23 protein-coding genes are annotated in these 25,444 nt (G+C 62.4%); 15 read left to right on the top strand and 8 right to left on the bottom strand.

Translation table 11 applies throughout. The features are described 5' to 3' along the window. Positions 1 to 24 precede the first annotated feature (24 nt). The 3 genes from rplA (at position 25) to rplL (ending at position 1,980) form a co-directional block, all read left to right on the top strand. Entirely contained in the window at positions 25 to 732 is a 708-nt protein-coding gene (gene rplA / locus RS9916_RS09735; RefSeq protein ID WP_007099211.1) for a 50S ribosomal protein L1, read from the top strand. 283 nt (positions 733 to 1,015) lie between these two features. After that, positions 1,016 to 1,543, top strand: coding sequence for a 50S ribosomal protein L10 (gene rplJ / locus RS9916_RS09730; protein WP_007099210.1), 528 nt, complete (start codon positions 1,016 to 1,018; stop codon positions 1,541 to 1,543). Positions 1,544 to 1,590: 47 nt separating this feature from the next. Then, entirely contained in the window at positions 1,591 to 1,980 is a 390-nt protein-coding gene (gene rplL, locus RS9916_RS09725; protein ID WP_007099209.1) for a 50S ribosomal protein L7/L12, read from the top strand. A gap of 90 nt (positions 1,981 to 2,070) precedes the next feature. On the opposite strand, the gene RS9916_RS09720 is transcribed toward rplL, so the two are convergent. Further along, on the bottom strand, positions 2,071 to 2,808 hold the full coding sequence (locus RS9916_RS09720) for a DUF3747 domain-containing protein (protein ID WP_007099208.1): 738 nt from the start codon (positions 2,806 to 2,808) through the stop codon (positions 2,071 to 2,073). 59 nt (positions 2,809 to 2,867) lie between these two features. Here RS9916_RS09720 and RS9916_RS09715 point away from each other — a divergent pair, with 59 nt between their 5' ends. The 5 genes from RS9916_RS09715 (at position 2,868) to RS9916_RS09690 (ending at position 9,886) form a co-directional block, all read left to right on the top strand. Continuing rightward, positions 2,868 to 3,695, top strand: a complete 828-nt coding sequence (locus tag RS9916_RS09715; protein WP_007099207.1) for a ribonuclease H — start codon at positions 2,868 to 2,870, stop codon at positions 3,693 to 3,695. Then, a complete protein-coding gene (locus RS9916_RS09710; RefSeq protein ID WP_007099206.1) occupies positions 3,688 to 4,857 on the top strand; it encodes a quinone-dependent dihydroorotate dehydrogenase in 1,170 nt (389 codons plus the stop codon). Before RS9916_RS09715 ends, RS9916_RS09710 begins: the two co-directional genes overlap by 8 nt. Positions 4,858 to 4,890: 33 nt before the next feature. Beyond that, the gene (locus RS9916_RS15150) at positions 4,891 to 6,528 is read left to right on the top strand and encodes a PilN domain-containing protein (RefSeq protein ID WP_007099205.1); all 1,638 of its coding nucleotides are present in this window, start codon (positions 4,891 to 4,893) and stop codon (positions 6,526 to 6,528) included. Further along, positions 6,525 to 7,226, top strand: a complete 702-nt coding sequence (locus RS9916_RS09695; RefSeq protein ID WP_007099204.1) for a hypothetical protein — start codon at positions 6,525 to 6,527, stop codon at positions 7,224 to 7,226. Before RS9916_RS15150 ends, RS9916_RS09695 begins: the two co-directional genes overlap by 4 nt. Before the next feature lie 89 nt (positions 7,227 to 7,315). Next, positions 7,316 to 9,886, top strand: a complete 2,571-nt coding sequence (locus tag RS9916_RS09690) for a type II secretion system protein GspD (protein WP_038023615.1) — start codon at positions 7,316 to 7,318, stop codon at positions 9,884 to 9,886. Here RS9916_RS09690 and RS9916_RS09685 read toward each other — a convergent pair whose 3' ends face one another. Beyond that, positions 9,887 to 10,729 (bottom strand): pentapeptide repeat-containing protein, encoded by an 843-nt coding sequence (locus RS9916_RS09685; protein ID WP_007099201.1) that lies wholly within the window; start codon positions 10,727 to 10,729, stop codon positions 9,887 to 9,889. It abuts the gene before it with no gap. Between the two features lie 44 nt (positions 10,730 to 10,773). Between RS9916_RS09685 and RS9916_RS09680 the strand changes: the two genes are divergently transcribed. Beyond that, entirely contained in the window at positions 10,774 to 11,892 is a 1,119-nt protein-coding gene (locus RS9916_RS09680) for a histidinol-phosphate transaminase (RefSeq protein ID WP_007099200.1), read from the top strand. On the opposite strand, the gene RS9916_RS09675 is transcribed toward RS9916_RS09680, so the two are convergent. Then, complete coding sequence (locus tag RS9916_RS09675; RefSeq protein ID WP_007099199.1) at positions 11,877 to 12,965, bottom strand: glycosyltransferase; 1,089 nt, start codon at positions 12,963 to 12,965, stop codon at positions 11,877 to 11,879. The two genes, RS9916_RS09680 and RS9916_RS09675, sit on opposite strands and share 16 nt — an antisense overlap. A 59-nt stretch (positions 12,966 to 13,024) precedes the next feature. Between RS9916_RS09675 and RS9916_RS09670 the strand changes: the two genes are divergently transcribed. Further along, a complete protein-coding gene (locus RS9916_RS09670; RefSeq protein ID WP_007099198.1) occupies positions 13,025 to 13,846 on the top strand; it encodes a hypothetical protein in 822 nt (273 codons plus the stop codon). Between the two features lie 49 nt (positions 13,847 to 13,895). Here RS9916_RS09670 and RS9916_RS09665 read toward each other — a convergent pair whose 3' ends face one another. Beyond that, entirely contained in the window at positions 13,896 to 14,801 is a 906-nt protein-coding gene (locus RS9916_RS09665) for an NAD(P)-dependent oxidoreductase (RefSeq protein ID WP_007099197.1), read from the bottom strand. Positions 14,802 to 14,967: 166 nt separating this feature from the next. Here RS9916_RS09665 and RS9916_RS09660 point away from each other — a divergent pair, with 166 nt between their 5' ends. Continuing rightward, positions 14,968 to 15,366 carry a hypothetical protein gene (locus RS9916_RS09660; protein WP_038024443.1) on the top strand — a complete coding sequence of 133 codons (399 nt, stop codon included), beginning with the start codon at positions 14,968 to 14,970 and terminating at the stop codon, positions 15,364 to 15,366. A gap of 102 nt (positions 15,367 to 15,468) precedes the next feature. Here the strand turns inward: RS9916_RS09660 and pgk are convergent, their stop codons facing one another. Beyond that, positions 15,469 to 16,674, bottom strand: a complete 1,206-nt coding sequence (gene pgk, locus RS9916_RS09655; protein WP_007099195.1) for a phosphoglycerate kinase — start codon at positions 16,672 to 16,674, stop codon at positions 15,469 to 15,471. A 101-nt stretch (positions 16,675 to 16,775) separates the two neighbouring features. Here pgk and RS9916_RS09650 point away from each other — a divergent pair, with 101 nt between their 5' ends. From RS9916_RS09650 to RS9916_RS09640, 3 genes are read left to right on the top strand one after another with little or no spacing between them, the layout of a single operon-like run. Beyond that, positions 16,776 to 17,159 carry a universal stress protein gene (locus tag RS9916_RS09650; RefSeq protein ID WP_007099194.1) on the top strand — a complete coding sequence of 128 codons (384 nt, stop codon included), beginning with the start codon at positions 16,776 to 16,778 and terminating at the stop codon, positions 17,157 to 17,159. Next, positions 17,156 to 18,034 (top strand): ribosome biogenesis GTPase YlqF, encoded by an 879-nt coding sequence (gene ylqF, locus RS9916_RS09645; RefSeq protein WP_007099193.1) that lies wholly within the window; start codon positions 17,156 to 17,158, stop codon positions 18,032 to 18,034. The genes RS9916_RS09650 and ylqF overlap by 4 nt, the downstream gene beginning before the upstream one ends. Beyond that, positions 18,031 to 19,062, top strand: coding sequence for an RluA family pseudouridine synthase (locus RS9916_RS09640; RefSeq protein ID WP_007099192.1), 1,032 nt, complete (start codon positions 18,031 to 18,033; stop codon positions 19,060 to 19,062). The genes ylqF and RS9916_RS09640 overlap by 4 nt, the downstream gene beginning before the upstream one ends. Here the strand turns inward: RS9916_RS09640 and RS9916_RS09635 are convergent. Next, positions 19,016 to 20,641 carry an ABC transporter ATP-binding protein gene (locus RS9916_RS09635; protein ID WP_007099191.1) on the bottom strand — a complete coding sequence of 542 codons (1,626 nt, stop codon included), beginning with the start codon at positions 20,639 to 20,641 and terminating at the stop codon, positions 19,016 to 19,018. The two genes, RS9916_RS09640 and RS9916_RS09635, sit on opposite strands and share 47 nt — an antisense overlap. Before the next feature lie 56 nt (positions 20,642 to 20,697). Between RS9916_RS09635 and RS9916_RS09630 the strand changes: the two genes are divergently transcribed. Continuing rightward, positions 20,698 to 23,034 (top strand): bifunctional (p)ppGpp synthetase/guanosine-3',5'-bis(diphosphate) 3'-pyrophosphohydrolase, encoded by a 2,337-nt coding sequence (locus RS9916_RS09630; protein WP_007099190.1) that lies wholly within the window; start codon positions 20,698 to 20,700, stop codon positions 23,032 to 23,034. Here the strand turns inward: RS9916_RS09630 and RS9916_RS09625 are convergent. Continuing rightward, positions 23,025 to 24,482 carry a cell wall metabolism sensor histidine kinase WalK gene (locus RS9916_RS09625; RefSeq protein WP_007099189.1) on the bottom strand — a complete coding sequence of 486 codons (1,458 nt, stop codon included), beginning with the start codon at positions 24,480 to 24,482 and terminating at the stop codon, positions 23,025 to 23,027. The two genes, RS9916_RS09630 and RS9916_RS09625, sit on opposite strands and share 10 nt — an antisense overlap. Further along, positions 24,467 to 25,405 carry a PhnD/SsuA/transferrin family substrate-binding protein gene (locus RS9916_RS09620; RefSeq protein WP_007099188.1) on the bottom strand — a complete coding sequence of 313 codons (939 nt, stop codon included), beginning with the start codon at positions 25,403 to 25,405 and terminating at the stop codon, positions 24,467 to 24,469. Before RS9916_RS09620 ends, RS9916_RS09625 begins: the two co-directional genes overlap by 16 nt. Between the last annotated feature and the right edge of the window lie 39 nt (positions 25,406 to 25,444).

The following is a 25,444-nucleotide window of genomic DNA, read 5'->3' as shown; positions in this document are numbered from 1 at the left end:
GGTCGCCTGAACCCCACCTCTGACATGCCCAAACTCTCTAAGCGTCTGGCCAGCCTCGTCAGCAAGATCGAGGACCGTGCCTACGAACCCCTTGACGCCATCACGATCGTCAAGGAGAACGCCAACGCCAAGTTCGACGAAACGATCGAAGCCCACGCGCGTCTTGGCATCGACCCCAAGTACACCGACCAGCAACTGCGCACCACCGTGGCCCTGCCTGAAGGCACCGGTCAGACCGTGCGGATCGCTGTGGTCGCCCGCGGTGAAAAGGTGGCCGAAGCCAAAGCTGCCGGTGCTGAGCTCGCTGGCGACGACGATCTGGTCGAAACCATCGCCAAGGGCGAAATGGATTTCGATCTGCTGATCGCCACCCCCGACATGATGCCCAAGGTGGCCAAGTTGGGTCGTGTGCTCGGCCCCCGTGGTCTGATGCCGAACCCCAAGGCCGGCACCGTCACCACTGATCTGGCTGCCGCTATCAAGGAATTCAAGGCCGGCAAACTGGAATTCCGTGCGGATCGCACCGGCATCGTGCACGTCCGTTTCGGCAAGGCCAGCTTCTCTGCTGATGCCCTGCTGAACAACCTCAAGACCCTGCAGGAATCCATCGACCGCAACAAGCCCTCCGGTGCGAAGGGTCGTTATTGGAAGAGCCTGTATGTGACCTCCACCATGGGCCCCTCCGTGGAAGTCGACGTCACTGCACTGCAGGACATCAGCCAGGAAGGCTGAGTCAACACAGCGCTCCTGAAGTGCACGCTCGCCCTCCACTTCGGTGGGGGGCTTTGTTGTAGGTTTATGAGCTGGCGAAAGCCAGACGGGCACGCGCCCGGCCCAAGACAGCAGGTGATCAAAACGGTTGAACTTCGGTTCTTCCGCTCTGGTGTAAGCCCTGCCGAGGACAACGCGACGACTTTTCTCCCATTGGGATTGGATTCGGCACGCGGCCTCGATTCCTCTCGGAATTGCATCGGCCGCGTGCCCAGCTTGTTCCCCTCGATCCGATCCAATTCCTATGGGCCGCACGCTGGAGAGCAAGCAACAGATCGTCGAAGAGCTCAAGCAGCTCCTCGGTGAGGCCGAAATGGCACTGGTCCTGGATTACCAGGGTCTTTCCATCAAGGAAATGTCTGATCTGCGGACCCGTCTGCAGGCCAGCAACGGTGTGTGCAAGGTGACCAAAAACACCTTGATGCGCCGTGCCATTGATGGTGACAGTGCTTGGTCGGATCTCGACTCGCTTCTGAGTGGCACTAACGCTTTCGTCCTGGTGAAGGGCGATGTGGGTGGTGCTGTGAAGGCCGTTCAGGCTTTCCAGAAGGAGACCAAGAAGTCTGAAACCAAGGGCGGCCTTTTCGAAGGCAAGCTCCTGTCTCAGGCCGAGATCAAAGCCATTGGCGACCTTCCTTCCAAGGAAGTGCTCATGGCCCAGATCGCCGGTGCCGTCAACGCAGTGGCCACCAAGGTGGCTGTGGGCATCAACGAGGTTCCCTCCGGTCTTGCTCGGGCGCTCAAGCAGCACGCCGAATCCGGCGACAGCTGATCGTCTTCGACCCGACTGTTTTTTTGATCTGTTGCTGATTCCCAACCATGTCTGCTACTACCGACCAAATTCTCGAGCAACTGAAGACGCTCTCCCTGCTTGAAGCTTCCGAGCTCGTCAAGCAGATCGAAGAGGCCTTCGGTGTGTCCGCCGCTGCTTCTGCTGGCGTCGTGATGGCTGCCCCCGGCGCTGCTGGTGGTGGCGGTGAAGCCGCTGAAGAGAAGACCGAATTTGATGTTGTGCTGGAAAGCTTCGATGCTTCCGCCAAGATCAAGGTCCTCAAAGCTGTGCGCGAAGCCACCGGCCTGGGTCTGGGCGATGCCAAGGCTCTCGTCGAGGCTGCTCCCAAGGCCGTCAAGGAAGGTGCTTCCAAGGACGACGCCGAGGCCCTCAAGAAGGCCATCGAAGAGGCAGGCGGCAAGGTCACCCTCAAGTGATCGCTGCGCCGAGGTTCGCCTCGGCAACTGCTTTGTTCTCATCCACCGGTTGTTCCCTCAGGGAGCAACCGGTTTTTTGATGGCTGCTGCTCAGGGGCGGAAGGGAATCACCTGCAGCCGGATTGGTCCATTGCTGGCAGCGCCTGGGCGGAAGGCCACGTTGGTGGTCTCAGGAGGACGTGTCGGCGCGTAGCGCAGAGTTTTGAATCCCGGTGATGGTCTGGATGCACCCGCCTTGGCCAGCAAGGAGGCCGTTGAGTCGGCGTGGGCGAAATAGACATGGCTCAGGGTGCGGCCTTTGTAGGCCCGTCGCTCCAAGCTCCAGCCTGGTTCCAGGGTCAATTTCACAAAGGCATCGCGATCCCGTTTCACCGTCTTGGCCCGCGCCACCACGATGGGCACGCCGCGGTTGGGGTTCATGGCGGTGAGCACCAGCCCCTGGCGGTCGTTTTCCACACGCAGGCGGAAGGCACGGTCCATATCGCTGCCGCCGGTGCGCAGGGAATAGCCATTGCTATCGAGGTAACGGCTGCAGATGCCGCTGAAATCGAAGCTGTTCAGTGCCGGATTGACCAGACCATCGCTGCGCTCGTCCCAGCAGCTTGGCCGTGGCTTGATTTGCTCCAGAACGAGCAGTTTCCAGCGGTCACGGCCCACGGCCTGGGCCAGCACCGCGAAGCGCTCCTCGTCGAGGGGTTGACTGTCAAACAGGTTGGCGGCCGCCAGCGGAATGCCTGCAACTGCACTGCCAGTCAGAGCCATCAGGGCTGCGATCTGCCCGAGCTTGCGGGGCTGGCGCCGCCGACGTTCGGGGTAGGTTCGCGGCATGGCTGAGGCCCCACAAGAGAACGAATCTGTGTTGTACCGAACCTGGCGCGGAGAATCCAATGGTTGAGGGCCCGGGTCGCGTGGTGGCCGCCGCCACCGATGGCGCGTGCAGTGGCAACCCGGGGCCTGGCGGCTGGGGAGCGTTGCTGCGCTACGAAGACGGCAGCGTGGAGGAATTCGGTGGCTTTGCCCCTGCCACCACCAACAACCGCATGGAGTTGCAGGCCGCACTGGCAGTGCTCGAGCGGTTGCAGGACTTGCCCCGCCACCCCGATCTGCGCCTGCGCACCGACAGCAAATATCTGATCGATGGCCTCGGCTCCTGGATGAAGGGCTGGAAACGCAAGGGCTGGAAGACGGCCGCGGGCAAACCTGTGCTCAACCAGGATCTCTGGCAGGCCCTGGACCGGGCCCGGCTTGACGACGTGCCGTTGGCCTATGTGAAAGGGCACAGCGGTGACCCCGATAACGAACGGGTCGATCAGATCGCCGTGGCCTTTTCACGCGGGCAACAGCCGGTGCCGACGCAGGCTGGAGAAGTGAAGGCGGGTTTACCCATGGCACGTCGCAAGAGTGCATCCGGTGCCACCAAGTCCCAGGTGGTGGAGGTGGCCAGTCAGCAAGCGGTGGAGGATCCCGCTCCTCCCGGTCTGCAGCGGTTGCTGAGTCGCCTGGAACTGGCGGATCGCCTGGCCAGCGGCGGTTATGCGCTCACGGCCATTGAGTTGGCGCAGTTGGTGGAACAACCGCTCTCCAAGTTGGGCCAACACCAGGGGGCCTGGCGCTGGCGTGACTGGGAGGTGCAGCCCATCGAAGAGGGGAGCCGCTGGCGGTTGCACCGCGACACGGCAGGATCGAAGCAGAACGACGAGGCGGGCCATGGCTGAGCCCACACGCAACTTCGCCGGTGGCTTTTATCAGCGCTGGTTTGGTCCGGTGCTGGCCAATGACGAGGGCATCGACGCCGAGCAGCTCAGCCGCACTGCTCTCACAGCCCTGGGGCAAGCCAGCCTGCGCCGTTCCTGGCCGGGGATTTCCACCGTGCTGGATGGGGTGGGTGCCGAGCTGCAGCATCGTGACCTGCGGTTGGAGCAGGTGCTGTTTGGTTGCCGCTTTAGCAATCCGGTGGGGTTGGCGGCTGGATTCGATAAGAACGGCGTGGCGGCCGGGATCTGGGATCGCTTTGGGTTCGGTTTTGCCGAAGTGGGCACGGTCACATGGCATGCCCAGCCCGGTAATCCCCGCCCGCGCTTGTTTCGCTTGGCAGCGGAGCAGGCGGCCCTGAATCGCATGGGCTTCAACAACGAAGGCGCCGAGGCCATGGTGCGCACCCTTGAGCGTCAGACCCTGCCCCCTCCAGGACAGCGCCCGGCGGTGCTCGGGATCAATCTCGGCAAATCCAAGATCACCAGCCTCGAGATGGCCCCCGACGACTACGCCTCCTCACTGGAGGTGCTGGCGCCGATGGCGGACTATGCCGTGATCAATGTCAGCTCCCCCAATACGCCAGGGCTGCGGGATCTGCAGGATTCCTCCCAGCTGCGCCGCTTGGTGGAGCGGCTCCGGCGTCTGCCGGCCTGCCCACCTTTGCTGGTGAAAATCGCCCCCGATCTCGACGATGAGGCGATTGATGCCATTGCTCGCCTGGCCTATGAGGAGGGGCTCGCCGGGGTGATCGCGGTGAACACCAGCCTTAACCGGTTGGGGATGGAACAGCGCGTGCTGTCTCAGACCGGTCGCACGTTGGCGGAGGAGGCCGGTGGCCTCAGTGGTGCGCCGTTGCGCCATCGGGCGCTGGAGGTGATGCGCCGGCTGCGAGCCACTGCAGGGCCCTCGTTGCCCCTGATCGGTGTGGGTGGGATCGATTCTCCTGAGGTGGCCTGGGAGCGGATCACGGCCGGTGCGTCCTTGATTCAGCTCTACACCGGTTGGATTTTCCAAGGCCCCGATCTGGTGCCTCGGATCCTGCAGGGTTTGAGCAGTCAGCTGGATCGCCATGGCTTCCGTCATCTGCGCGATGCGGTGGGCAGCGGCGTGCCCTGGCAATGATCGATACCCTGCGGGCAGGGTTGCTTCCCCCCGTTGGCGCTGGCTGAGCTCTTCGAACGCGTCCCGGCGCTGGCTCGTCTGGAAGCACTTTCGCGTGGCTTCACCCGCCGTCAGTTGGTAGCGGTGGCGGTGCAGGAGGAGACCCTTACCCTCAGCTGGCTGCAGAACGGGGAGCGCCAGTGGCGTGGTGTCGACCTGCCAGTTGATCTGTGCCGGGATGGTCTGCCGATGCAGCGTCAGGCCCTGGGCGAGCTCTGCGCGGATCTGTTGCTCGATTGCGGTCTCAGCCCCGCAGCGGTGGATCTCGAGCTGTTGTTGCCTCTTGAAGCCTGTCAGTGGCGACTGCTGGCGGGCAGCGATGGCGGCGTTGATCTACGTGGCTTGGATGCGGCGGCGTTGCGCCGGCTCGCTCCGCCTCTGGACTGGCCGCTGACGCTCGATGACGCCTACCTGGCCCTGATGCCGCAAGAGCACGCTGCCTCAGTGCAGGTCTTGGTGGGGGCTCAGCGACTGATGCTCCAGGCCTGGGTGGATGTGGCCGAAGCCGCTGATCTCAGCCTGCAGCGGATGGATTGGTTGCTGGCGGCTGCCTGGCGCGGGCTCGTGGCGGGTTTTGATCAGCTTCCGGATGAGTTGGTGTGGTTGATTCGCGCCAAGGGCGGTTGGCGTGTGCTGGTGCTGGCTGAGGGCTTGCCGGAGTTGGATCGCTGGATCAGGGACCAAGACTTGGCCCCTGACCTGGCCCCGGAGGAGGCGCTGCGCCTGGAGCTTGAGGCGTTGTTGGTGGGTTGGGAGCAACTCCCCGGTCAGGGCGGTGGCGCGTCGCGCTGGGAGCGTCATTGGTGGATCACGGCACGCCCTGACGCGCAGGAGCAATGGTTGGGATGGCTGGCGGCCTTCGCGGATGGGCCTGTGTTGGGGCGTCGTTCCCCGCAGGCAGGCACGGTTGATCTCCATGCGGACCCATTGATGGCCCTGGCTTTGGCCGGTGGACAGGACCTGGATCTGCTGGAGGAGCGGCGGCCTGAACTCGGGCTGCCCGCCCCGACGCCGGTGCGGCGCGCGAGCCGCAGTTTGCTACTGCAGGGGGCTGGCTGGGGTGGTGGTGTGCTCTTGTTGGCTGTGCTCGGGCTTGGGGGCATGGCCTGGTGGGAAGGCCAGCAGGCTCAGCATTTGGAGGCTTTATTGCCGGTGGAGCAGCAGGTGCAGGCCACGGAAGCGAAGCTGCGCCGCTTGAAATCCCGTACGGCCACCCTCGCCAAAGACAACAAACAGATCGCCAAGCAATTGGTGGCGGTGCGATCGGGATCAGCGCTGCTCGAGCAGTTGCGCCGGATCACGCCTCAGGGCATTCAGCTCAAGGATCTCAACGTGAATGACGACACCATCAAACTCAGTGGGGCAGTGCAGGGGGGTGGCCGTCCCGGCCCATTGGAGCGCATCAATGCCCTGGTGCTGGCCCTGGGGAAGTTGCCGCAGACCCAGGCCGATGGCGTGAAGGTGGTGAAAGTCACTCGGAATGACAAGGATGATGCGTCCACGGTGAGCTTCAGCCTCACTTGGGCTTTGGATTCAGCCGCGAAACCCTCGCTGCAAATGCTCCAGGATCTGGGGGCTGAGGGGATGGCAGAACGGTTGCGGCTGCTGGAGCGCGAGGGGGTGGAGTTGTGACCAACCTCAGCCCTGAGTTACCGGCCTGGCGGCGCCGACTCACCCGGGAGCGGGTGCTGGTTGGTGTCCCCGTGCTGGTGGTGCTGGTGGTGGTGGCCCTGTTGGCGGTGGTGGATGGCTGGCCCCGGCTGGGGCGGATGCAGGAGCAGCAGGAGCGTCTGGAGGACTTGCGGCGAAAACAGGCGTCTTTGCCCGGGCTGCAGCGTCAATTGCCCAAGGCGGAGATCCGAGCAGAGCAGGTGGCACTAGAGCAGGCCCTGTTGGTGGATCTGATTGCGGGCCGGGGACGGATTCAGACCTTCCTGGCCCAACTCAGTCGAGAGGCGGCCGCTACAGGCGTGCTGATTGAGCTGTATGAGCCGGTGCCTGCAACGGCTGCGCCTGCCGAGACATCGGACCGCAATGCGCGCAACAACTCCCGCAATGCCAAGGCGGCGGTCCCCAAGGATCCGCTGACGGGGCTCGGCTACAGCAAAACCAGCGTGTTGCTGCAAGTGCAGGGTCCCTACACGGGGATTCAGTCTTTTTTGCGCCGAATGGAGGCTCTGCAGTTGCTGGTGCAGCCCAGTGATCTGGCCCTTAGGGCGCTAGAGATCAAGGCCGATGCCAAGGATTCAGCGGTCAGGGTGCAACCTCTTACCGAATTAAAGCTGCGGCTTTCGTTCTTTGACAAAACCCCAGCGGCCATCCAGTCCTGACTGGCTTTGTCATTCCGCGACGGCCTGGCTGGTTGAAGCCATAGGCAATCGATACCATCCGCCCATTAAGCATTGCTGGCGGTTTGTCCATGTCCTCTCCCCGGCGACTGTCGTCCGCAATCCTGGTGCTGGCGCTTGGAGCCGCTGCTGTGGATGGAGTGGCTCAGGGGACAGCAGGTGGTGGTGTCGCCCGTGCGCAGAGCCGAAGCCAGCGGCAGGGCACTTTGCAGCTCACCTTGCGGCGCAAGACCAAGGCCCTGGAGGTAGTGCTGGAAGGGGTGGGTGAACGGCCGGAGCTGCAGCAGCGCCTCAACAACGGTGTTTGGGAAGCACAGTTGCGCACCCAGGGCACGCCAGGGCTCATGCGTGGACCCCAGACCCTCAGCCTGCCGGAGCTGGGGATTGAAGCGGTGTCGCTGTCGGGGGTAGGTGACCGCTATCAGGTGACGGTGCGTCCGGTGCAGGGTCAGTCCCTGAAGGACCCCGTGGTCAGCGCCGACGGCCGCAATTTGATCCTCACGTTCTCTGGTCTGGGCACGCCCCAGCTTCAGACCGGTCGCCTGGATCTCAATACCCCCGGCCGGGTGCCTCAACCTCGTTATGCCCCACCGCTTCGGCCAAGGGCGGTGGCACCGCCGTTGGGTGACATGGCGGTGGGAACGATGGTGCTCCAGAACCGCAGTTTTGTGAATGTGAGTGGCCCTCCGGTGACGCTCACATTGAATAACGCGCCGGCGAAAGATGCCCTGATGGCTTTGGCTAGATTGGGAGGGTATGGGTTTGTATTTCTTGGTCAGGAGGCCGCAAATTCAAACGGTGTGTCAGAGGGCGGTGATAGTGATCCGTCGGTGAAATTGGTGTCGTTGGCTTTTCAGGAAGAAAATTATGCAAAAGCCTTTAATTCTGTTCTTTTGGCTGCTGGATTGAAGGGTCGGATCGATGGGAAGACTGTGTTCGTTGGCTCCCAGCTTGCCAATGTCAGTTTTTCGCCGTCTGTCTCGAAGGTTTATCGATTGAATCAGGTGACAGCTGATGCTGCGGCCCAGTATCTGGCGAGTCTTGGTGCAAAGGTTTGTGTGCCGACGACGACAACATTTAATAGCTCAAATAGTTCGACTGAAGGAACTGCATCGGCTAGTTCAAGTCAGACGCAGTCGTCCTCTTCCACGAAAACAGAAATCAGTTGTTATGGCGGAAATCAGGGTGAAAAAAAGTCTGGTCATCTTGCGTTGAAGGGTCCACTTTTGGGGCTAGAAGGCACGACGGATGGTCGTTTGTCCACAGTGACGTTGGTGGGTGAGTCGCGCTTGGTTGCGGTAGCTGAGGCTTATCTCAAAAATTTGGATTTGAGGAAGCGTCAGGTTGCTGTTAAGGTTCAGATTTTGAATATTGATTTGACAAATGACAAGAGTATTGATGCAAGTTTTTCGGCGAGGCTTGGTAATACTTTTATTGTGAGTGAGAGCGGGAAGGCGTTCATGAATTTTGGCGAATATAGGCCTGGGAATAGTGCTGGGACGGGGCTCTTGGGTCGAGGAACTCCTTATGCAACTCCCGGCTCTTATTCCGCTGGGGTGCCCATGGAGGCTGCCAGCGATGTGGTTGGGGCTGTCGTGGGTGCGCAGGATGTCGTTGCTCCGGTTGCGGAGTCTCAAAAAGTCTTTGATCCTCCCTATGTCCCAAAAAGTGAGTACAAAAATGTGACAACAAGGACTTACGATCCTGATACTGGAAATCTGATTTCTTCTGTCACCGGCCCACAACTATTTCCTTCAATCGGTCCTGACGGTCAGCCGGAATACGTTCTTTCTGCCGATCCTTCTGCTGACCCGAAATTAGTGCCTAGGTATGACGTGCAGGGGCGGCCTATTTATGTGCAGTCGACAGACCCTGCTGCGGCACCAACTCTTGTGCCTAGGTATGACTCTTTGGGGCGACCTATTTATGTGCCATCAGCGGATCCCTCTGCCGAGCCAAAGTTGATGCCTCGCTATGACAAAAATGGAAGGCCTGTGTACGTCGCGGGTAAAGATCCTCGGGAGTTTAGTTATCCGCAAAATTCATTTTATGGCTATTTAGAGGCTGCCATCCAGTCGACAAGTGCTAAGACTCTTGCGTCGCCTACTCTTCTGGTGCAGGAAGGAGAAAGCGCAAAAGTGGAGACTGGTACAAGTGTGATTACTGGTGTAAAGGCAACGGAGACGGCAAATGGCTCGACCCAATTCGAGAACACCAGGGAAAATGCAGGTTTGACTTTAGGTGTAGATATTGAGAAAATTGATGATAATGGGTTTGTGACATTAAAGGTATTCCCTTCCGTTTCGATACCGCAGGAAGCTGGTTTTCAGGAGGGGGTGCCTATCTACAATATTACTGGTCGAAGCCTGAGTTCTGGCCGCGTGCGATTGCGAGACAGGCAGACGCTTGTTTTGACGGGTGTGATTCGGGAGTCGGATATTGAAGTTGTTAGAAAGTGGCCCATTCTTGGCGACTTGCCTGTTTTGGGTCAGATGTTTCGTAAAACTGAATCAGAGCGAGAAAAGCAAGAGCTCGTCATCCTTGTGACGCCATCAATTGTTGACGATGAGGCGGGTGGGGCCTATGGCTATGGCTTCCGCCCTTCAACGAAAGAAGCCCGTCAGTTGATGGGCCCCAGCTAATCAGAAGCCCGTCGCTGGCATGAACAGTTTCATCGCCAGTGGTAGCAGAGCCTTGGATGTTGAAAGGAGGCCGCCAAGCAGTGCAGATCCCACGCCATTGCCGCTTTGTTTGTTGTGCACTTTGTCCTGCAGAGATGTTGCGGCAGCCTGTAACTGTTCGGCCTTGGCTGTTGCCCCTTCGCCTTCATAAAGCGTGCTGGCGTAGCTGAAGTCTTGAACCGCAAGTTGGCGTTTGCCGAGCTTCTCGCGAGCAATGCCACGGGCTACCCAGCTTTCGGCGGCGTCGGGTTGTTTGCGGATGGCGAGACCAAACAGGTTTTCTGCTTGGTTCCAGCGATCGCTTTCCGCCGCGCTCACCCCGGAGTTGTGCAGTGCGGCGTGACTCTGGGCCTGGGGTTGCATTCCCGTGGCACCGTTCCAATGGGCTTGCTCGAGGGCATTCGCGTCCAGCACTGTGCCAGTGAGATCGGCATTTCGTAAATCAGTGCCGTAGAGCTTGGCTCCTTGCAGATTGGCTCCCCGCAGAGAGGCCCCTTTCAGGCTGGTGAAGCTGAGATCGGCGCCGCGCAGATTGGCGCCATCCAAACGGGCTTGGCCGAGGTTGGCGCGCTGTAAGCCAGCGCCAGTGAGATCAGCATCGCGCAAGTCAACGTGCACCAGATCCACATCCGCTAGGCGGCATTGCGGGCAGCGTTTGTTTTGCAGCAGCTCAAGCAGGCTTTCGTTAGCCATGGCTTGAGACACCCAAGTCGTGGGAGTGATCAGCGCAGCGACCAGAATCAGGCGATAGCTCAGGGCTGCCATGGTGATGCGTGCTGCTGGCTGGGTTTTATCGCTCCGCACCGTTGACGTCGAGCGTCAGGATGCAGTGATTCAGCACCAGCCCCTTGGCTAGCCCGGTTCCTCCCCATGGGGGCAATCTCAGCGCTGAAGCGCGGCGTTTGGGCTGTGATCCCCAACGCTTGCTCGATGCCAGTGCATCCTTGGTGCCCTTTCAGCCTCCGCGTTCGTTGCGACGTGCTCTGGCGCAGGCGATCCGTGGCAGTGCATTGCGCGATTACCCAGACCGCAGTCAGTCGGAGTTGCGCCTTGCTCTTGCTGCGCACCACGGCATCGATCCAGATGCGCTGCTTGCTGGCAACGGAGCTGCTGAATTGTTCACCTGGGCGGCGCGTGATGCGGCCGCTGCGGGCAGCAATATTCTCCCGCAGCCGGGCTTCGCCGATTACGCCCGTGCCCTCCATTGTTGGCGGGGGGCAACTGAGGCGATGCGCTTACCGCTCGCTTGGTCTGATGCTTGGCCTCAGCCTTTCCCTCATCACTCTGATTTCGCCTCAGGGTTGTCCTCGGGTCGCTGCTTGTGGATCACCAATCCCCACAATCCAACGGGCCAGCTCTGGGATCGTGCCTCGCTGGCAAGGCTTCTGCCGCATTACGCGTTGGTGATCTGCGATGAAGCCTTTCTGCCTTTAGTGCCAGAGGGGGAGGCTCATTCGCTGGTCCCTTGGGTGCGGGATTATCCGAATCTGGTAGTCATTCGGAGCCTCACCAAGCTGTTTGCCATCGCTGGCCTGCGCCTTGGATATGTCGTTGCCCATCCCGATCGCCTCCAGCGTTGGAAGGAATGGCGTGACCCATGGAGTGTCAATGGGCTGGCCATGGCTGCGGGTGCAGCCGTGATGGGTGACCGGTCCGGGCTGGAGCGTTGGATGGCTCGCGTTCATGGTTGGGTTCAGCGCGAAGAGCCCTGGTTACGCGCTCAGCTCAATCAGCTGCCAGGGCTGACAGCGCGTCCCAGCAGCGTCAACTTTCTGCTCATTGAAGGTTGCGCGTCGTTGCTGACTATTCGCGACGGGCTGGCGCGCCGCGGGGTGCTGTTGCGCGATTGCCGTTCCTTTGAAGGGCTCGGGGAGCGTTGGCTGCGTGTTGGCCTTCAAAGCCATGCGAATAACCGCCGTATCGTGCGTGCTCTGCGTCAGGAGCTGGAGCGTCAGTCGTTGGTTTGAACGACCAAGCCTTCAAGGATGGTCACCAGTTGTTGTTCGGCATCCCGCACGGCCAGGTGTTCCATGCCGGTGCGCATCGTGGTCAGTGGGTCGGCGGCAGGCGCGCATCCGCGCAGGCGAGGCCCCAGCAGGCGCCAGAGGGTTTGCAGTAACACAGGTTGCTCGGGAGCGTGTTGATGCACGATCACGGCCGCTCCGAGTGCTGCGGCGCAGGCGGCATTCGCGTCTTGATGTTGGTCGGCGGCTTGGGGAAAAGGCACCAATATCGTTGGCGTACCCGCCACCGCCAGTTCGCTGAGGCTGCCTGCTCCCGCACGGCTGATGGCGAGATCGGCATGTTGCAGCAGGCCCGGCACCTCATCGCTGAAGGGGCGCTCCACCAATTGCGGATGCTTCAGGGTGCCGGCCTCCGGGTCGTTGCTGCCGCTCAGGTGCACCACACGGCACCCCGCGGCCAGCAACTCCGGCAGCACGGCACGCACCATTCGATTAAGGCCGACGGCGCCTTGGCTGCCGCCGATCACCACCAGCAAAGGCCCAGGTCCTTGGGGGACCCAGGTGGGAAGCCCCTGAGGTGCCAAGAAGGCGGTGCGCACAGGCGTGCCGGTGACGCAGGCGTTGGTCCCCGGGATGCGTTCTGTTGCGGCTGGCAGGCCAACGGCGACCTGAGTGCAGAAGCGTCCCAGCAGGCGGGTCACACGCCCGGGGATGGCATTGGATTCATGCAGCACCACCGGCACCCTGCACCATCGGGCCGCCAGGATTGCGGGTGCCGCTATGTAGCCGCCGGTGGTGAACACCACCTCGCTGCCGCTGCGGCGGATCAGCCGGCGCACGTCACGGCTGGCGGCAATCAGTTGGATCAGTTGGATCAGCTTGCGCAGTCCCCTGCCCTGGAGCCCACCGGCTTTGACGGTGACCAGCCCGTAGCGCTCGGGCACCAGGCTGGTTTCCAGCCGATCGGGGACTCCAAGCCAGCGGGTTTGCCAGTGGGCTGGTAGGGCTTCGGCGACTGCCAGGGCGGGAAACAAATGGCCGCCGGTGCCGCTGGCGGCGATGAGAAGCCGTGACATGGCAGCGGGCGGGCACGAACAGGCGCCCTAACTTAAGGGCGAAGCTCAGGACGGTTGGCGTGCGGCATCTCGATTGGATCACTGGCCGTGCAATTCGCCGTGCAAACCCTCGAGGCGTGCTGAACGGGTCCTTGCGTTCGATGGTGTTGGCTGCGTTGGTGGCGATCAGCGCTCCCGTGGCTGGATTGGTGAGTGCCCAAGCTCCTGTGCGTGCTGCTTCTCAGCCGGCGAATTTGGTGGAGCGTCTCGAGCAGGCTCTGAACGCTTCCGATCCAGCGGGTCTCGAGGCATTGGTCGCGCCGGGGCAGCTTCCGCAGTGGGTTCCTCGCCTGCAGCGCTTTACAGAGCGGTTCTCCAATGCCCGTTGGCAGCTCAAAGCAGGAGCACCTCTTTCCGATGGCCGCTTGCCTGTGGCCGTGAGTGTGGAGGGCAGCACGGAAAAAGATGGACTGATGTTTTCGCTGCAGGCGAGTCAGTCGTTGGCCCTCAGCACCGAAGCCGGGTTGATCACCGACCAGGAAGTGCTGAACGAGCAGTCTCTGCTGGTCAATGCGCGAGGCGAATTACCCGTGACGTTGTTGATTCCCGACACTGTGCTGACAGGGAGCCGTTACGACGTGGATGTGATCCTCGATGAGCCGTTGGGTCAGGCGATGGTCGCTGGAGGGCTGATCGCCCTGACGCCGGCCCAAGTGCGTGCGCAAACCAGTCCGGATATTCAGCTGGAGCCTTTGGGTAGTGGTGGCTTGTTCAAGTCGGTGCAGGCTCCCTTCCAGCCCGGTGTGCAGACCTGGGCTGCGATGTTGGTGCATCCCGATGGCGTGATCACGGTCACCAAACAGGTGCGCGTGGTGAGCGACCGCAGTCAGCTGGGTGGCTAAACGACGCCGTCTTGGATGCGGCCAAGCCCTTGGCTTGATCTCGATGGCATTAAGCGTCCGTGGCGTTGGCTTGAGGAAGTCTCCGCCGCAGCGCCGACACATCCGCCTCGCCCAGGCCTTGGTCCATTAGCGCCTGTTCCTGGTCGCGCACCGCGGCGGTAATCGGGAGCTCCAGACCGGCGGCCGCTGCGGCCGCCAGGGCAATGCCCAGATCCTTGTGGTGGAGCTCCAACTTGAAGCCCAGCGGATAGGTATCAGCGAGCATGGCGGCGGAGCGGTGCTCCAGGGCCCAGGATCCGGCCGCTCCGTGTTTGAGGGCATTCACCACCTGATCCATCGGCAGCTGCAGGTGTTGGCCAAGGGCGATCGCTTCCGCCACGGCGGCATAGCTACCTGCCACCAGCACCTGGTTGATCGCTTTCACCTGCTGGCCAGCACCCACAGGGCCGAAGTGGTGGATGGAGCCGCCGATCACCTCCAGCAGCGGCCGTGCCCGCTCCAGATCCTCTGCGTCTCCTCCGCATAGCACCGTCAGGCTCCCCGCCTTGGCGCCTTCCGTGCCCCCGGTGACGGGTGCATCCAGGAACTGCACTCCTCGCGCGTTCAGTCGCTGCGCCATCGCTTGCGCCCCGGCGGGGCTGATGGTGGAGCAATCGATCACCAGGCTGCCTTCCGCCAGCGCCGGTCCGGCGCCTTGCGCTCCCCAGAGCACCTCCTCCACCGCGGCGTTATTACTGACGCAGACCAGCAGTGCTTGGCAGCCTTGGGCGGCTTCGGCCGGCGTGGCGCAACGCACAGCGCCTTGCAGATCCGGGTGATCTTCAGCGCTGCGGCTGCGGGTGTGCACCCGCAGGTGATGGCCGGCCCGCAGCAGGTTGATCGCCATGGGCAGCCCCAGAGCACCAAGCCCCACCACGGCCAGTTGGGTGGGAGCACTGAGGGGAGATCTGGGCATGACGGGCGGGATAAGGGCGTAGGCCTGCCCCTTGATTGTGTGAGATCTGCTCCGCTCCCGTGCTCATGGAGACGTGAGTCAGATCTGGTCATTGTTTGTGCGGAGGTCAGTCAGACCTCGCCAGTTGGGTTGCAGCAACGTTGGCGAGTCCCGATCCTTTGCAGTGATGACCCGAGCGCAACGTTGGCAGCGGGTGTTGTTGATCCCCTGCGCGGCTCTTGCCGCTGCTTCGCTTCTTGCGAGTCGTGGCCAGGCCGAATCCCGCCGCGATGGGCAGCCTGACCAGCGGCCCAAGCTCACCCAGGTCCAGAAGCAGGCGTTGTTCAAGGTGCGTCGTGACTGGGAGTTGCGCAGCTACCCCCAGCGGCTTGCCCTGCTTAAAAACGAGCAGCTGTGCCTCAAGGATGCCGACACCATCGAGTCCTATCGCACTTGCAAACAGCAGCGCTATCAGGCCCGCCGCTCACTGCATCGGCAGGGGCGTGAGCAGCTCAATGTCGAGCGCAAGCGACTGGGCTTGCCGCTCTGGCCTGAGCGGTCTGGGCGCCACTCCAAGCGCGGCTGAGTGAGGGGTGAGCTGACCAACAAAAAGGCCGCTCCTTGAGGAGCGGCCAACAAGCCTGAACAGCCACAGCAGTGAGGCTGCCCAACCGATGCCTGGGGGTGATCAGGCGGCGTCGAGGGCGGCCACGCCGGGGAGAACCTTGCCTTCCAGCAGCTCGAGGCTGGCGCCACCGCCGGTGGAGATGTGGGACATCTTGTCGGCGAGACCGGCTTTCTCAACGGCTGCAACGGAGTCACCGCCGCCGATGATCGTGCAGCAACCCTTGCCGCTCAGGTCGGCCAAGGTTGTGGCGATGGCGTTGGTGCCGGCTGCGAATTTGTCGAACTCGAACACACCCATGGGGCCGTTCCAGATCACGGTCTGACAATCCGCAAGGGCGTTCTGGAACACCTTGACGGAGTCGGGACCGATGTCCAGGCCCATCCAGCCGTCGGGGATGGCGGTCACAGGAGCGGTCTGGCTGTTGGCATCGGGAGCGAAGTTGTCGGCCAGAACCACATCGGTGGGCAGCAGCAGTTCCACACCTTTGGCTTTGGCCTTGGCCTCGAGCTCCTTGGCCAGTTCCAGCTTGTCCTCTTCCACCAGGCTCTTGCCGACGGCAAGGCCACGCGCTTTGTAGAAGGTGAAGATCATGCCGCCGCCGACAAGGATCTTGTCGCACTTGTCCATCAGTGCCTCGAGCACGCCGATCTTGGAGCTCACCTTGGAGCCACCCACGATGGCGGCGAGGGGGCGCTTGGGAGCGTCGATGGCACCCTGCAGGTACTGAAGCTCCTTCTCCATCAGGAAGCCGCCGACGGAAGGCTTGAGGAACTTGGTCACGCCCTCGGTCGAGGCGTGGGCGCGGTGGGCGGCACCGAAGGCGTCGTTCACGTACACCTCAGCCAGGCCGGCCAGCTTTTCAGCGAAGCCGGCATCGTTCTTTTCTTCTTCGGCGAAGAAGCGCACGTTCTCCAGCAGCACCACGTCGCCGTCGGCCATGGCGCCCACCTTGGCTTCAGCGTCGGGGCCGATGCAGCTGTCGGTCTTCACGACGGGCTTGCCCAGCAGCTCGCTCAGGCGCGCGGCCACGGGGGTGAGGCGCATGCTGTCGTTCACCTGGCCCTTGGGGCGACCGAAGTGGGCCGACAAAATCACCTTGGCGCCCTTGCCGATCAGGTCGTTGATGGTGGGGAGGGCGGCGCGGATGCGGGTGTCGTCGGTGATCGCACCGGCGTCGTTCAGAGGCACATTGAAATCAACCCGCACGAGAACGCGTTTGCCGCTGAGGTCGGCGCCGGTGAGGCTGGCCAGGGAACGCTTCGCCATGGGGTTGTGTCGTGCGGTAAGAAAACGAGGGGAGATTAACGCGAGTCGTGCAGATCTGGCGCTAGACCAGCGTTATCGGTGCGGTTCACGAGGAGGAACGCATGTTCAACACCGTTCTGTTCCCGATCGATCAAAGCCGCGAGGCGGTGGAGACCGCCGGTAAAGCTCTGGAGTTGGCCCGCAGCCACGGCAGCCGCATGGTGCTGCTCTCGGTGGTGCAGCCGGAGCGACCGGAGATGCATGACCACGCCACCGTGGCCCCCCTGCTGGAGCAGGCCCGCAGCCGCTTCGAGGAGGCGGGGGTGGCCTGCGAGGTTGTGGAACGGCAGGGCAAGCCGGCCTTCGTGATCTGCGATGTGGCTGACGAGTTGAATGTGGACGTGATTGTGATGGGCACCCGCGGCGTGAATCTCGAAGACGACACGGAGAGCACGGCGGTGCGGGTGATTCAGCTGGCGCCCTGCCCTGTGCTGGTGGTGCCGTGAGTACCCCCCCCATTCAGTGGTACCCCGGCCACATCGCCAAAGCGGAGCAGCAGCTCAAGCAGAACCTCGACAAGGTGGATCTGGTGATCGAGGTGCGCGATGCGCGCATCCCCTTGGCGACGGGGCATCCCCACCTCAACCGCTGGGTGAAGGGCAAGCAACATTTATTGGTGATCAATCGCCGCGACATGGTCACCGCTGAGGCGCGTGATGCTTGGCAGCAATGGTTCAAGAGCCAGGGGCAGGCCACGGTCTGGTGTGATGCCAAGGCCGGTACCGGTGTGAAGCAACTGCAGCAGGCGGCGATTCGGGCAGGCAACCAGCTCAATGAGCGCCGCCGCAACCGGGGCATGCGTCCACGGCCGGTGCGTGCCCTCACCCTGGGTTTCCCCAACGTGGGGAAGTCGGCTCTGATTAATCGCCTGGTGAAACAGAAGGTGGTGGCCAGTGCCCGCCGCGCTGGGGTCACCCGCACGTTGCGCTGGGTGCGTTTGGGCCAAGACCTGGATCTGCTGGATGCTCCTGGGGTGTTGCCTCCCCGGCTCGACGACCAGCGCGCGGCTCTGTTCCTGGCCCTCTGCGATGACATCGGCCAGGCGGCCTACGACGGTGAGCTGGTGGCTCAGGCGTTTCTGCGTATGTTGACGGCCATGGAGCAGCGGCCGGGGTCCGGTGTCTCCTTGGGCCGGGTTGAAAAGCGTTATGGCATTGCGCTCACCGGTGAGACAGCGGATCCCGCGCTGTGGATGCAGGCCGCGGCGGAGAAGCACACTTCTGCCGATACCTCGCGCATGGCCCAGCGTCTGATGGACGATTTCCGTAAATCAGCCTTGGGCAGTATTTCTCTGGAACTGCCGGCGGAGCAGGTGGCGTGAGTCCGCAGGGTCAGCGGCGGCCACGGCCTCCCTTGCCGGAGGAGACCTTCACTCAGGCCTTTGGTGAGGGCGAGGGGGAATTGGTCACGCTCACGTATCCCAAGCCATTGCCAATGCGACTGGATCGTTGGTTGGTGAGTCAGCGCTCCGAGCAGAGCCGGGCCCGGATTCAGAAGTTCATCGACGCTGGCTTTGTGCGCGTCAACGGCAAAACCGGCAAGGCGAAAACGCCATTGCGTGATGGCGATGAGGTGCAGCTGTGGATGCCGCCGCCCGAGCCGCTGCCTTATCTCAAGCCAGAGCCCATGGACCTGGATGTGCTCTTTGAAGACGATCACCTGATCGTGATCAACAAGCCGGCCGGTCTCACGGTGCATCCAGCGCCCGGCAATAAAGACGGCACCTTGGTGAACGGCCTTCTGCATCACTGCCCGGATCTGCCAGGGATCAGCGGCAAACTGCGGCCCGGGATCGTGCACCGGCTTGATAAGGACACCACCGGTTGCATCGTGATCGCCAAGAGCCAGGAGGCTTTGGTCAAACTGCAGGTGCAGATCCAGAAACGGATTGCCTCCCGGGAGTACATGGCTGTGGTGCATGGACTTCCCCAGGGGGATTCGGGGTCGATTGTTGGGGCGATCGGGCGGCATCCGGCGGATCGCAAGAAATATGCGGTGGTGAGTGGCGAGAGCGGCCGCTATGCCTGCACCCACTGGACCCTGGTGGAACGGCTTGGGGATTATTCGCTCTTGCGTTTCAAGCTCGACACCGGCCGCACCCACCAGATCCGGGTCCATTGCGCCCACATGAATCACCCCGTGGTGGGGGATCCCACCTACAGCCGCTGCCGCAAACTGCCGATCGACCTGCCTGGCCAGGCCCTGCATGCCTTTCAACTGGGGCTCGACCACCCGATCACACGGGAACGGATGGTGTTTGAAGCCCCACTCCCGCCGGTGATGGAGAAGTTGCTGTCGGTGCTCAGGCGGCGGGCAGGCGTGGACATGCCTCCACCAGGCTCTGGGTGATGGCGGCCTGCGGCCGTTGTAAGAGCTGATCCCCAGGCCCTTGTTCCACGACGTGGCCCTGGTCGAGCACGATCACCTGGTGGCAGAAGCCACTGGCCACTGAAAGGTCGTGGGTGACAAACACCATCGCCAGACCCAGACGGTGCTGAAGAGAGCGCAGCAGGGCCAGCACCTCGGCCTGGATTTCTGCGTCGAGCATGCTCACGCTTTCATCGCAGATCAGCACCTTGGGCTCCAAGGCCAGGGCCCGGGCAATGGCGACCCGTTGTTGCTGGCCACCCGACAGTTGCCTTGGCAGGCGTTGTTGGAACTGCTCGGCCGGCGAGAGGCCGACCAGCTCCAGCAACTCTCGGGCCCGTTCTCGGGCGGCCGCCTTGCTGGCCAGACCATGAATCAGGAGGGAATCGGCGATCGCATCGGCCACCTGCATGGCCGGGTTGAGGCAGGCGAGAGGGTCTTGAAACACCATCTGAATTGAGCGCCGCAGTTGCCGTTCGCGACGGCCCCGTTGCTGCAGCAGGTTGTTCCCATCCAGCCACACTTGCCCGCCCCGGATTGGACTCAGCCCCATCAGGGCGCGGCAAAGGGTGCTCTTGCCGCAGCCAGACCCCCCCACAACCCCGAGGGATTCCCCGGCCTGCAGGGCAAAGCTGACCCCGTCGACGGCCTTGAGCCAGCGGGGTGCCCAGGGCGGCCCACCCAAGTTGTGCCAACAGCGCAGGGCCTCCACCTTCAGCACGATTGCGGCATCAGCAGCATGCGGTGTCTCGCCCCCTTCCCGTTCTCGGGCTGCCGCGACCAGCCGCTGGCCCACGGCCGATTGCGGTTGGGTGAGCACGGCTGTGCTGCTGGCGATTTCCACCACCTGTCCTCCGTCCAGCACCGCCATCCGGTCGCACCAGCGGTGGGCCATGGCCAGGTCGTGGCTGATCAGCAGCAGGGCGCTGCCCAGGTCGTCGCAGAGCTGGCGCAGTTCCGCCATCACTTGCCCTGCCACGGCCACATCCAGGCTGGTGGTCGGTTCATCGGCGATCACCAGGGGCGGCTGGAGGGCGATGGCCAAGGCAATGGCCAGTCGTTGGCGCATGCCGCCACTGAATTCATGGGGGTAGGCGTTGAAGCGGTCAGCGCCGATGCCTACCCGCTCCAGCAGGTTGCAGGCCCTGTCGCGCCGGGCTGCCAGCGATTGTTCGGCTTGGTGGGCCTCCAGGGTGTCGAGCAAGTGTCCGCCCACGGTCATCAGTGGGTTGAGCCGGGTCATCGGGTCCTGGAACACCAGGCCCACTGCTTCACCGCGCAGGCGGCGCAGGGCTGCACGACTAAGGCCGCGGGGGTCCTGGCCGTTGAGCCGCAGGGTCCCCTGGCAGAGGCTCCCGGGGGGCAACAGCTGCAGGGCGGCTCGGGCCACGGTGCTTTTGCCGCAGCCGGAGGGGCCCACCAGGGCCAGGTGTTCGCCCGGCGCGATGCGCAGATTCAGGCCATTCAGGGTCCAGTGGTCGGTGCCTGGATAGCGCAGCTGCAACTGTTCCAGCTCAAGAATCGCTGGTGTCGTGCTGCCGGGGCCAGGCGATGGAGGCATCGAGGGCGTTACTGGACGCATGACTCCAATACCATGGTTCAACCCTGACGGGTCGGATGCTGAAAGGCGCCTCTACGACAGAACCGACACAGACCGATGCGGTCGGTGCTGGACCGTCCACCGGTCTGCCCACGGTTCGCGCCCATCCGATTCGCAGCATCGAGGATTACGGCATCGACCTGCCCCCTTGGCTGCAGGAGTGTCTGGACCATGTGCCTCCAGGCGCGGGATACAGCTGCCCCACGGATTCAGAAGCGCTGCTGGCCGCGGCCTTTGATTTCGCGTTTCAGCTCCATGAAGGTCAGTTCCGCGCCAGCGGTGACCCCTACATCGTTCACCCTGTGGCGGTGGCCGATCTGTTGCGCGACATCGGTGCCAGTGCTCCGGTGATCGCTGCGGGCTTCCTCCACGACGTGGTGGAAGACACCGACCTCACCGCAGATCAGCTGGAAGAACATTTCGGCCCTGAGGTGCGGGCCCTGGTGGAGGGGGTGACCAAACTCGGTGGACTGCACTTCACCAATCGCACCGAAGCCCAGGCGGAGAACCTGCGCAAGATGTTTCTGGCCATGGCCAGCGACATACGCGTGGTGCTCGTGAAGCTGGCGGATCGGCTCCACAACATGCGCACCCTCGGCTCCCTGAAGCGGGAGAAGCAGGAGCGCATCGCCCGCGAAACCCGGGAGATTTACGCGCCGCTGGCCAACCGGCTCGGGATCGGCCGGTTCAAGTGGGAGCTTGAAGATCTGGCCTTCAAGCTGCTGGAGCCTGAGGCGTTCCGGGAGATCACCGAGGAGGTGGCCACCAAGCGCAGCGAACGGGAAGAACGGCTTGGCGTGACCCTCAAGTTGTTGGGTGACCGGTTGGCGGCGGTGGGGCTGGAGAGCTGCGAGGTGAATGGCCGCCCGAAGCATCTCTATGGCATCTGGAGCAAGATGCAGCGCCAGCAGAAGGCCTTCCACGAGATCTACGACGTGGCGGCGGTGCGGATCATCACCCCCAACCTCGAGACCTGTTACCGGGCGCTGGCGGTGGTGCATGACACCTTCCGCCCCATCCCGGGACGCTTCAAGGACTACATCGGCTTACCGAAGCCCAATGGCTATCAATCGCTGCATACGGCTGTGATTGGTCGGCATCGCCCGATCGAAGTGCAGATCCGCACGGCGGAAATGCATCAGGTGTCGGAGTTCGGCATCGCCGCCCACTGGAAATACAAGGAGGGTGGTTCACCCGCAGCAGGTGGTGACACCGAGCGTTTCAACTGGCTGCGCCAACTGGTGGATTGGCAGCAAGAGGGCGGCAGCGACGATCACAACGACTACCTCGCTTCGATCAAGGAAGACCTCTTTGATGAAGAGGTGTTTGTGTTCACCCCCAAAGGAGAAGTGGTGGGCCTGCGCAAAGGCTCAACCGCTGTGGACTTCGCCTATCGCATCCACTCCGAGGTGGGGAATCACTGCCATGGGGTGCGCATCAACGATCGTCTCTCGCCCCTGTCCACACCGTTGCAGAACGGCGATTTCGTCAACATCCTCACCAGCAAGACAGCCCATCCCAGCCTCGATTGGCTCAACTTCGTGGCGACCCCCACGGCCCGCAATCGCATCCGCCAGTGGTACAAGCGCAGCCATCGCGATGAAACGATCCAACGCGGTAAGGAGCTGCTGGAGCGGGAGCTGGGGCGGAGTGGCTTTGATGCTTTGCTCTCCAGTGAGGCGATGACCCGCGTTGCCGAGCGCTGCAATCTGCAGAGCACGGACGATCTTCTGGCCGGCCTGGGTTTCGGTGCCGTCACCCTGCATCAGGTGCTCAACCGTCTGCGGGAAGAAGTGCGCCTGCAGACGGAAGCTCAGGCCCAGCCCCTCAGCAACGAGGACGTGGCCCGCAAGTTGGTGGAGCAGCAGGCCGATGGTTCCCCCACGCGCGAACGCCATGGTGATTCCCAGCCGATCCTGGGTGTGGAAGGCCTCGATTACCGGCTTGGACGCTGCTGTGGCCCTCTGCCCGGTGAAGCGATCGTGGGGACTGTGGCCCTTGGCAACCATGGCATCACCATTCATTGCCAGGACTGCCCCAACATCGAGGCGATGCCCAGTGAACGGCGACTGCCGGTGCGCTGGAACCCTGCGGTGAGCCGCGAGGGTCAGCGCTTCCCGGTGCACCTGCGCATTGAGGTGATCGATCGGGTCGGCATCCTCAAAGACATCCTGATGCGCCTCTCGGATGGCTCGATCAACGTCAGCGATGCACGGGTGAAAACCGCCTATGGCAAGCCGGCACGGATTGAACTGCAGGTGGAGCTGGGCAGCGCGGAGTTGCTGCAGCGCACCATGAATCAGATCCGTTCCATGGCGGATGTTCTTGATATCGCCCGTACGGGTCAGGGTTGATCCGCCAACGGCAGCTTCAGGTTGAAGGCACTGCCTTCGCCCACGGTGGATTCCACACTGACGGTGCCTCCCATCGCTTCGATCAGCATCTTCACGATTGACAGCCCAAGGCCAGAGCTGCTTTGCCCCTTGGGTAGGGTGACGCCTTCCGCTCGGGTGAACCGCTCGAAGATGCGTGCCAGTTGGTTCTTGGGGATGCCCTGCCCTTGATCCTGCACGGAGATGACGACGTGCTGAGGGCTGGTGTTCACCTGCAGCGTGATCGGTGCCTGCGACGGCGAATACTTCGCTGCATTGCCGATTAGATTCCCGATGCACTGAACGAGGCGGTCGGGGTCGCCGATCACGGTCAGGTTGTCGAGCTCGGTCAAGTTGTCGCCGATCGGATTGCTGTGGGCCGCACGTGCCAAACGCAGTGCATGCTCCAGGCTGGGGATCAGCTCAAATGCTTCTTGGCGGATCGCGAGCTGATGGTTGTCGGCGCGGCTTAGGTCCAACAAGTCGCTGAGCATGCGGTTCAAGCGCAGCACTTCCAGGTCAGCAATCCCCAGGGCCCGCCGTTGTGGCTCTGCGAGGTCTTTACTGCGGTTGAGCACCGACTGGATGAACCCAGAAATCACCGTCAGTGGTGTGCGGAATTCATGGCTGATGGTGGAGGCGAATTGTTTTTGGTTGGCGGCTGAGCGGCGCAGCCGTTCCACCATGCGGTTGAACTCCTCCAGGATCGGCAGCAGTTCCACCGGTGCGTTGTCCGTCGGCAGCGTGGCGCCGTCTAAGGAGTTCAGTTCAATCGCGGCCAGGTCCTGGCTGAGCTTGCGCACGGGTTGGAAGATCCGCCGTGCGCTCATGATCAGCACCGACCCGGTGAGCAGGATCAAGAGCAATTCCGCCCCGAGTTTGATCAGGCTCTGGGTTTTCACGGCCGGCATGGCGTACACCGGCCGCAGATACACGAAGTGCCCCGTTTGCAGGCCACCGGGGAGCTTCATCGCTTTTGCGGCGACCGCTTCTTGTGCGCTGGTGTCAACGATGCTGAAGCCACCGGGCGCATGGATGGCTTGCTCGGCAACGTCGAGGAGTTGCTCGTTGGTGAACAGAGTCCGGCTCCCCGGTGTGCTGACGAGGCCAGCGCTCCCGAGGATCAGAGCTGCTTTGCCGTCGTTGAGCTTGAGGGGGGCAAGAAAACGTTGGTAATCAGCACGGGAGCAACAGCGTTTCGCTTGGGTTGCCGTGAGTTGATCCAGCTGATTGTTGACCTTGTTCAGGGCCAGCAGCCCTTGGCGTTGAAGGGTTCCCTGCAGCAAACCCGCCATCAGCTGCTGGCGCAGGGTGGTGGCGATCACCATGCTGATGATCGACTGTCCGAGCACCACTGCGAGACTGATCCACAGCAGTCGCCGCCCCAGCGACCAAGGCCGTTTTGGGGCTGGGGTTACAGCTGTTGGCATTGAGACACACCTCCAGCACTGGCATGAGCATCGGCCACTTTGTTAATCATGGCGCCAGGAAAGTCGGCGGTGGGTTGTTCAAAGCCGTGATAGCCCCAGGTGTCGAGCACGCGCTTCTGGGCAGGATCGTTGAGGTTGAGTTTGAGGAACGCCATCTTGAGTTGCTGCAGATGGCGATATTTCGTTGATGTGGGTGGGTGAACAGCCGCTGCCATGAAGTCGTTGCGGGAGTGATCACTGGCCCACACCACCGTGACCGCCTCATGCAGGTGTTCGGGCACGGCATGCAGGGGGTCGCCGCTGAAGCTGGGGATGAAGGCAAAATCCACCATCCCGCCTTCGGCCACGAGCTGCGACAAGTGGTTGGTGTTGGGCTCATGCACGCAGCCGTTCAAGGCTGAGAGTTCGATCTGCTGATCACGCAGATGCAGTAGTGGTTGCATAAAGGTCGACCCGGATGAGCGGCTGCCAAACGCCACGCGTTGATCGCGAAGGATGGCAAGAGGGGATGCATCGGGGGGCGACAGAGCCTTGTGCTTGAGAGCTGCTTGATTGGCAATCAGCACACTCCGGAAGGATGGCTTTTGAACCGCGAGTGGTTGCACGCCAGGGTTGTTGTGCAGCAATCGATAGCCACCCATCACGCCGATATTGATCACATCCACCTCGCCATCCCGGAGCATCTGATGGCTATGGGCGTAATTAATGGCCGGCACGTAGGCGATGCGAAGGCCAGTGACGCGTTCCAGGTAGGGGATCACGATCGCCATCCGTTGATTGATGGCTTCCTGGCTTTGGTACGGCTCTTCCGTGAGCCTTAAATCTGCGTCTTTTGGGGCGACTGGAGGTGTCAGTGAGGGCGAGGGTGCACTGCAGGCACTCAGGCTGGCGCCAAGTACCCAGCTGGCAGCAACCCTGGTCATCCTCCATGGCCGCTGCCTCGGCTTCACATCCTTTGGTGT

Origin of the sequence: Synechococcus sp. RS9916 (genome assembly GCF_000153825.1) — a bacterium.
In the GTDB taxonomy this organism is placed as follows: domain Bacteria; phylum Cyanobacteriota; class Cyanobacteriia; order PCC-6307; family Cyanobiaceae; genus Synechococcus_C.
The sequence above is the reverse complement of the archived record's forward strand: the minus strand, read 5'-3'. Positions and strand labels throughout refer to the sequence as shown.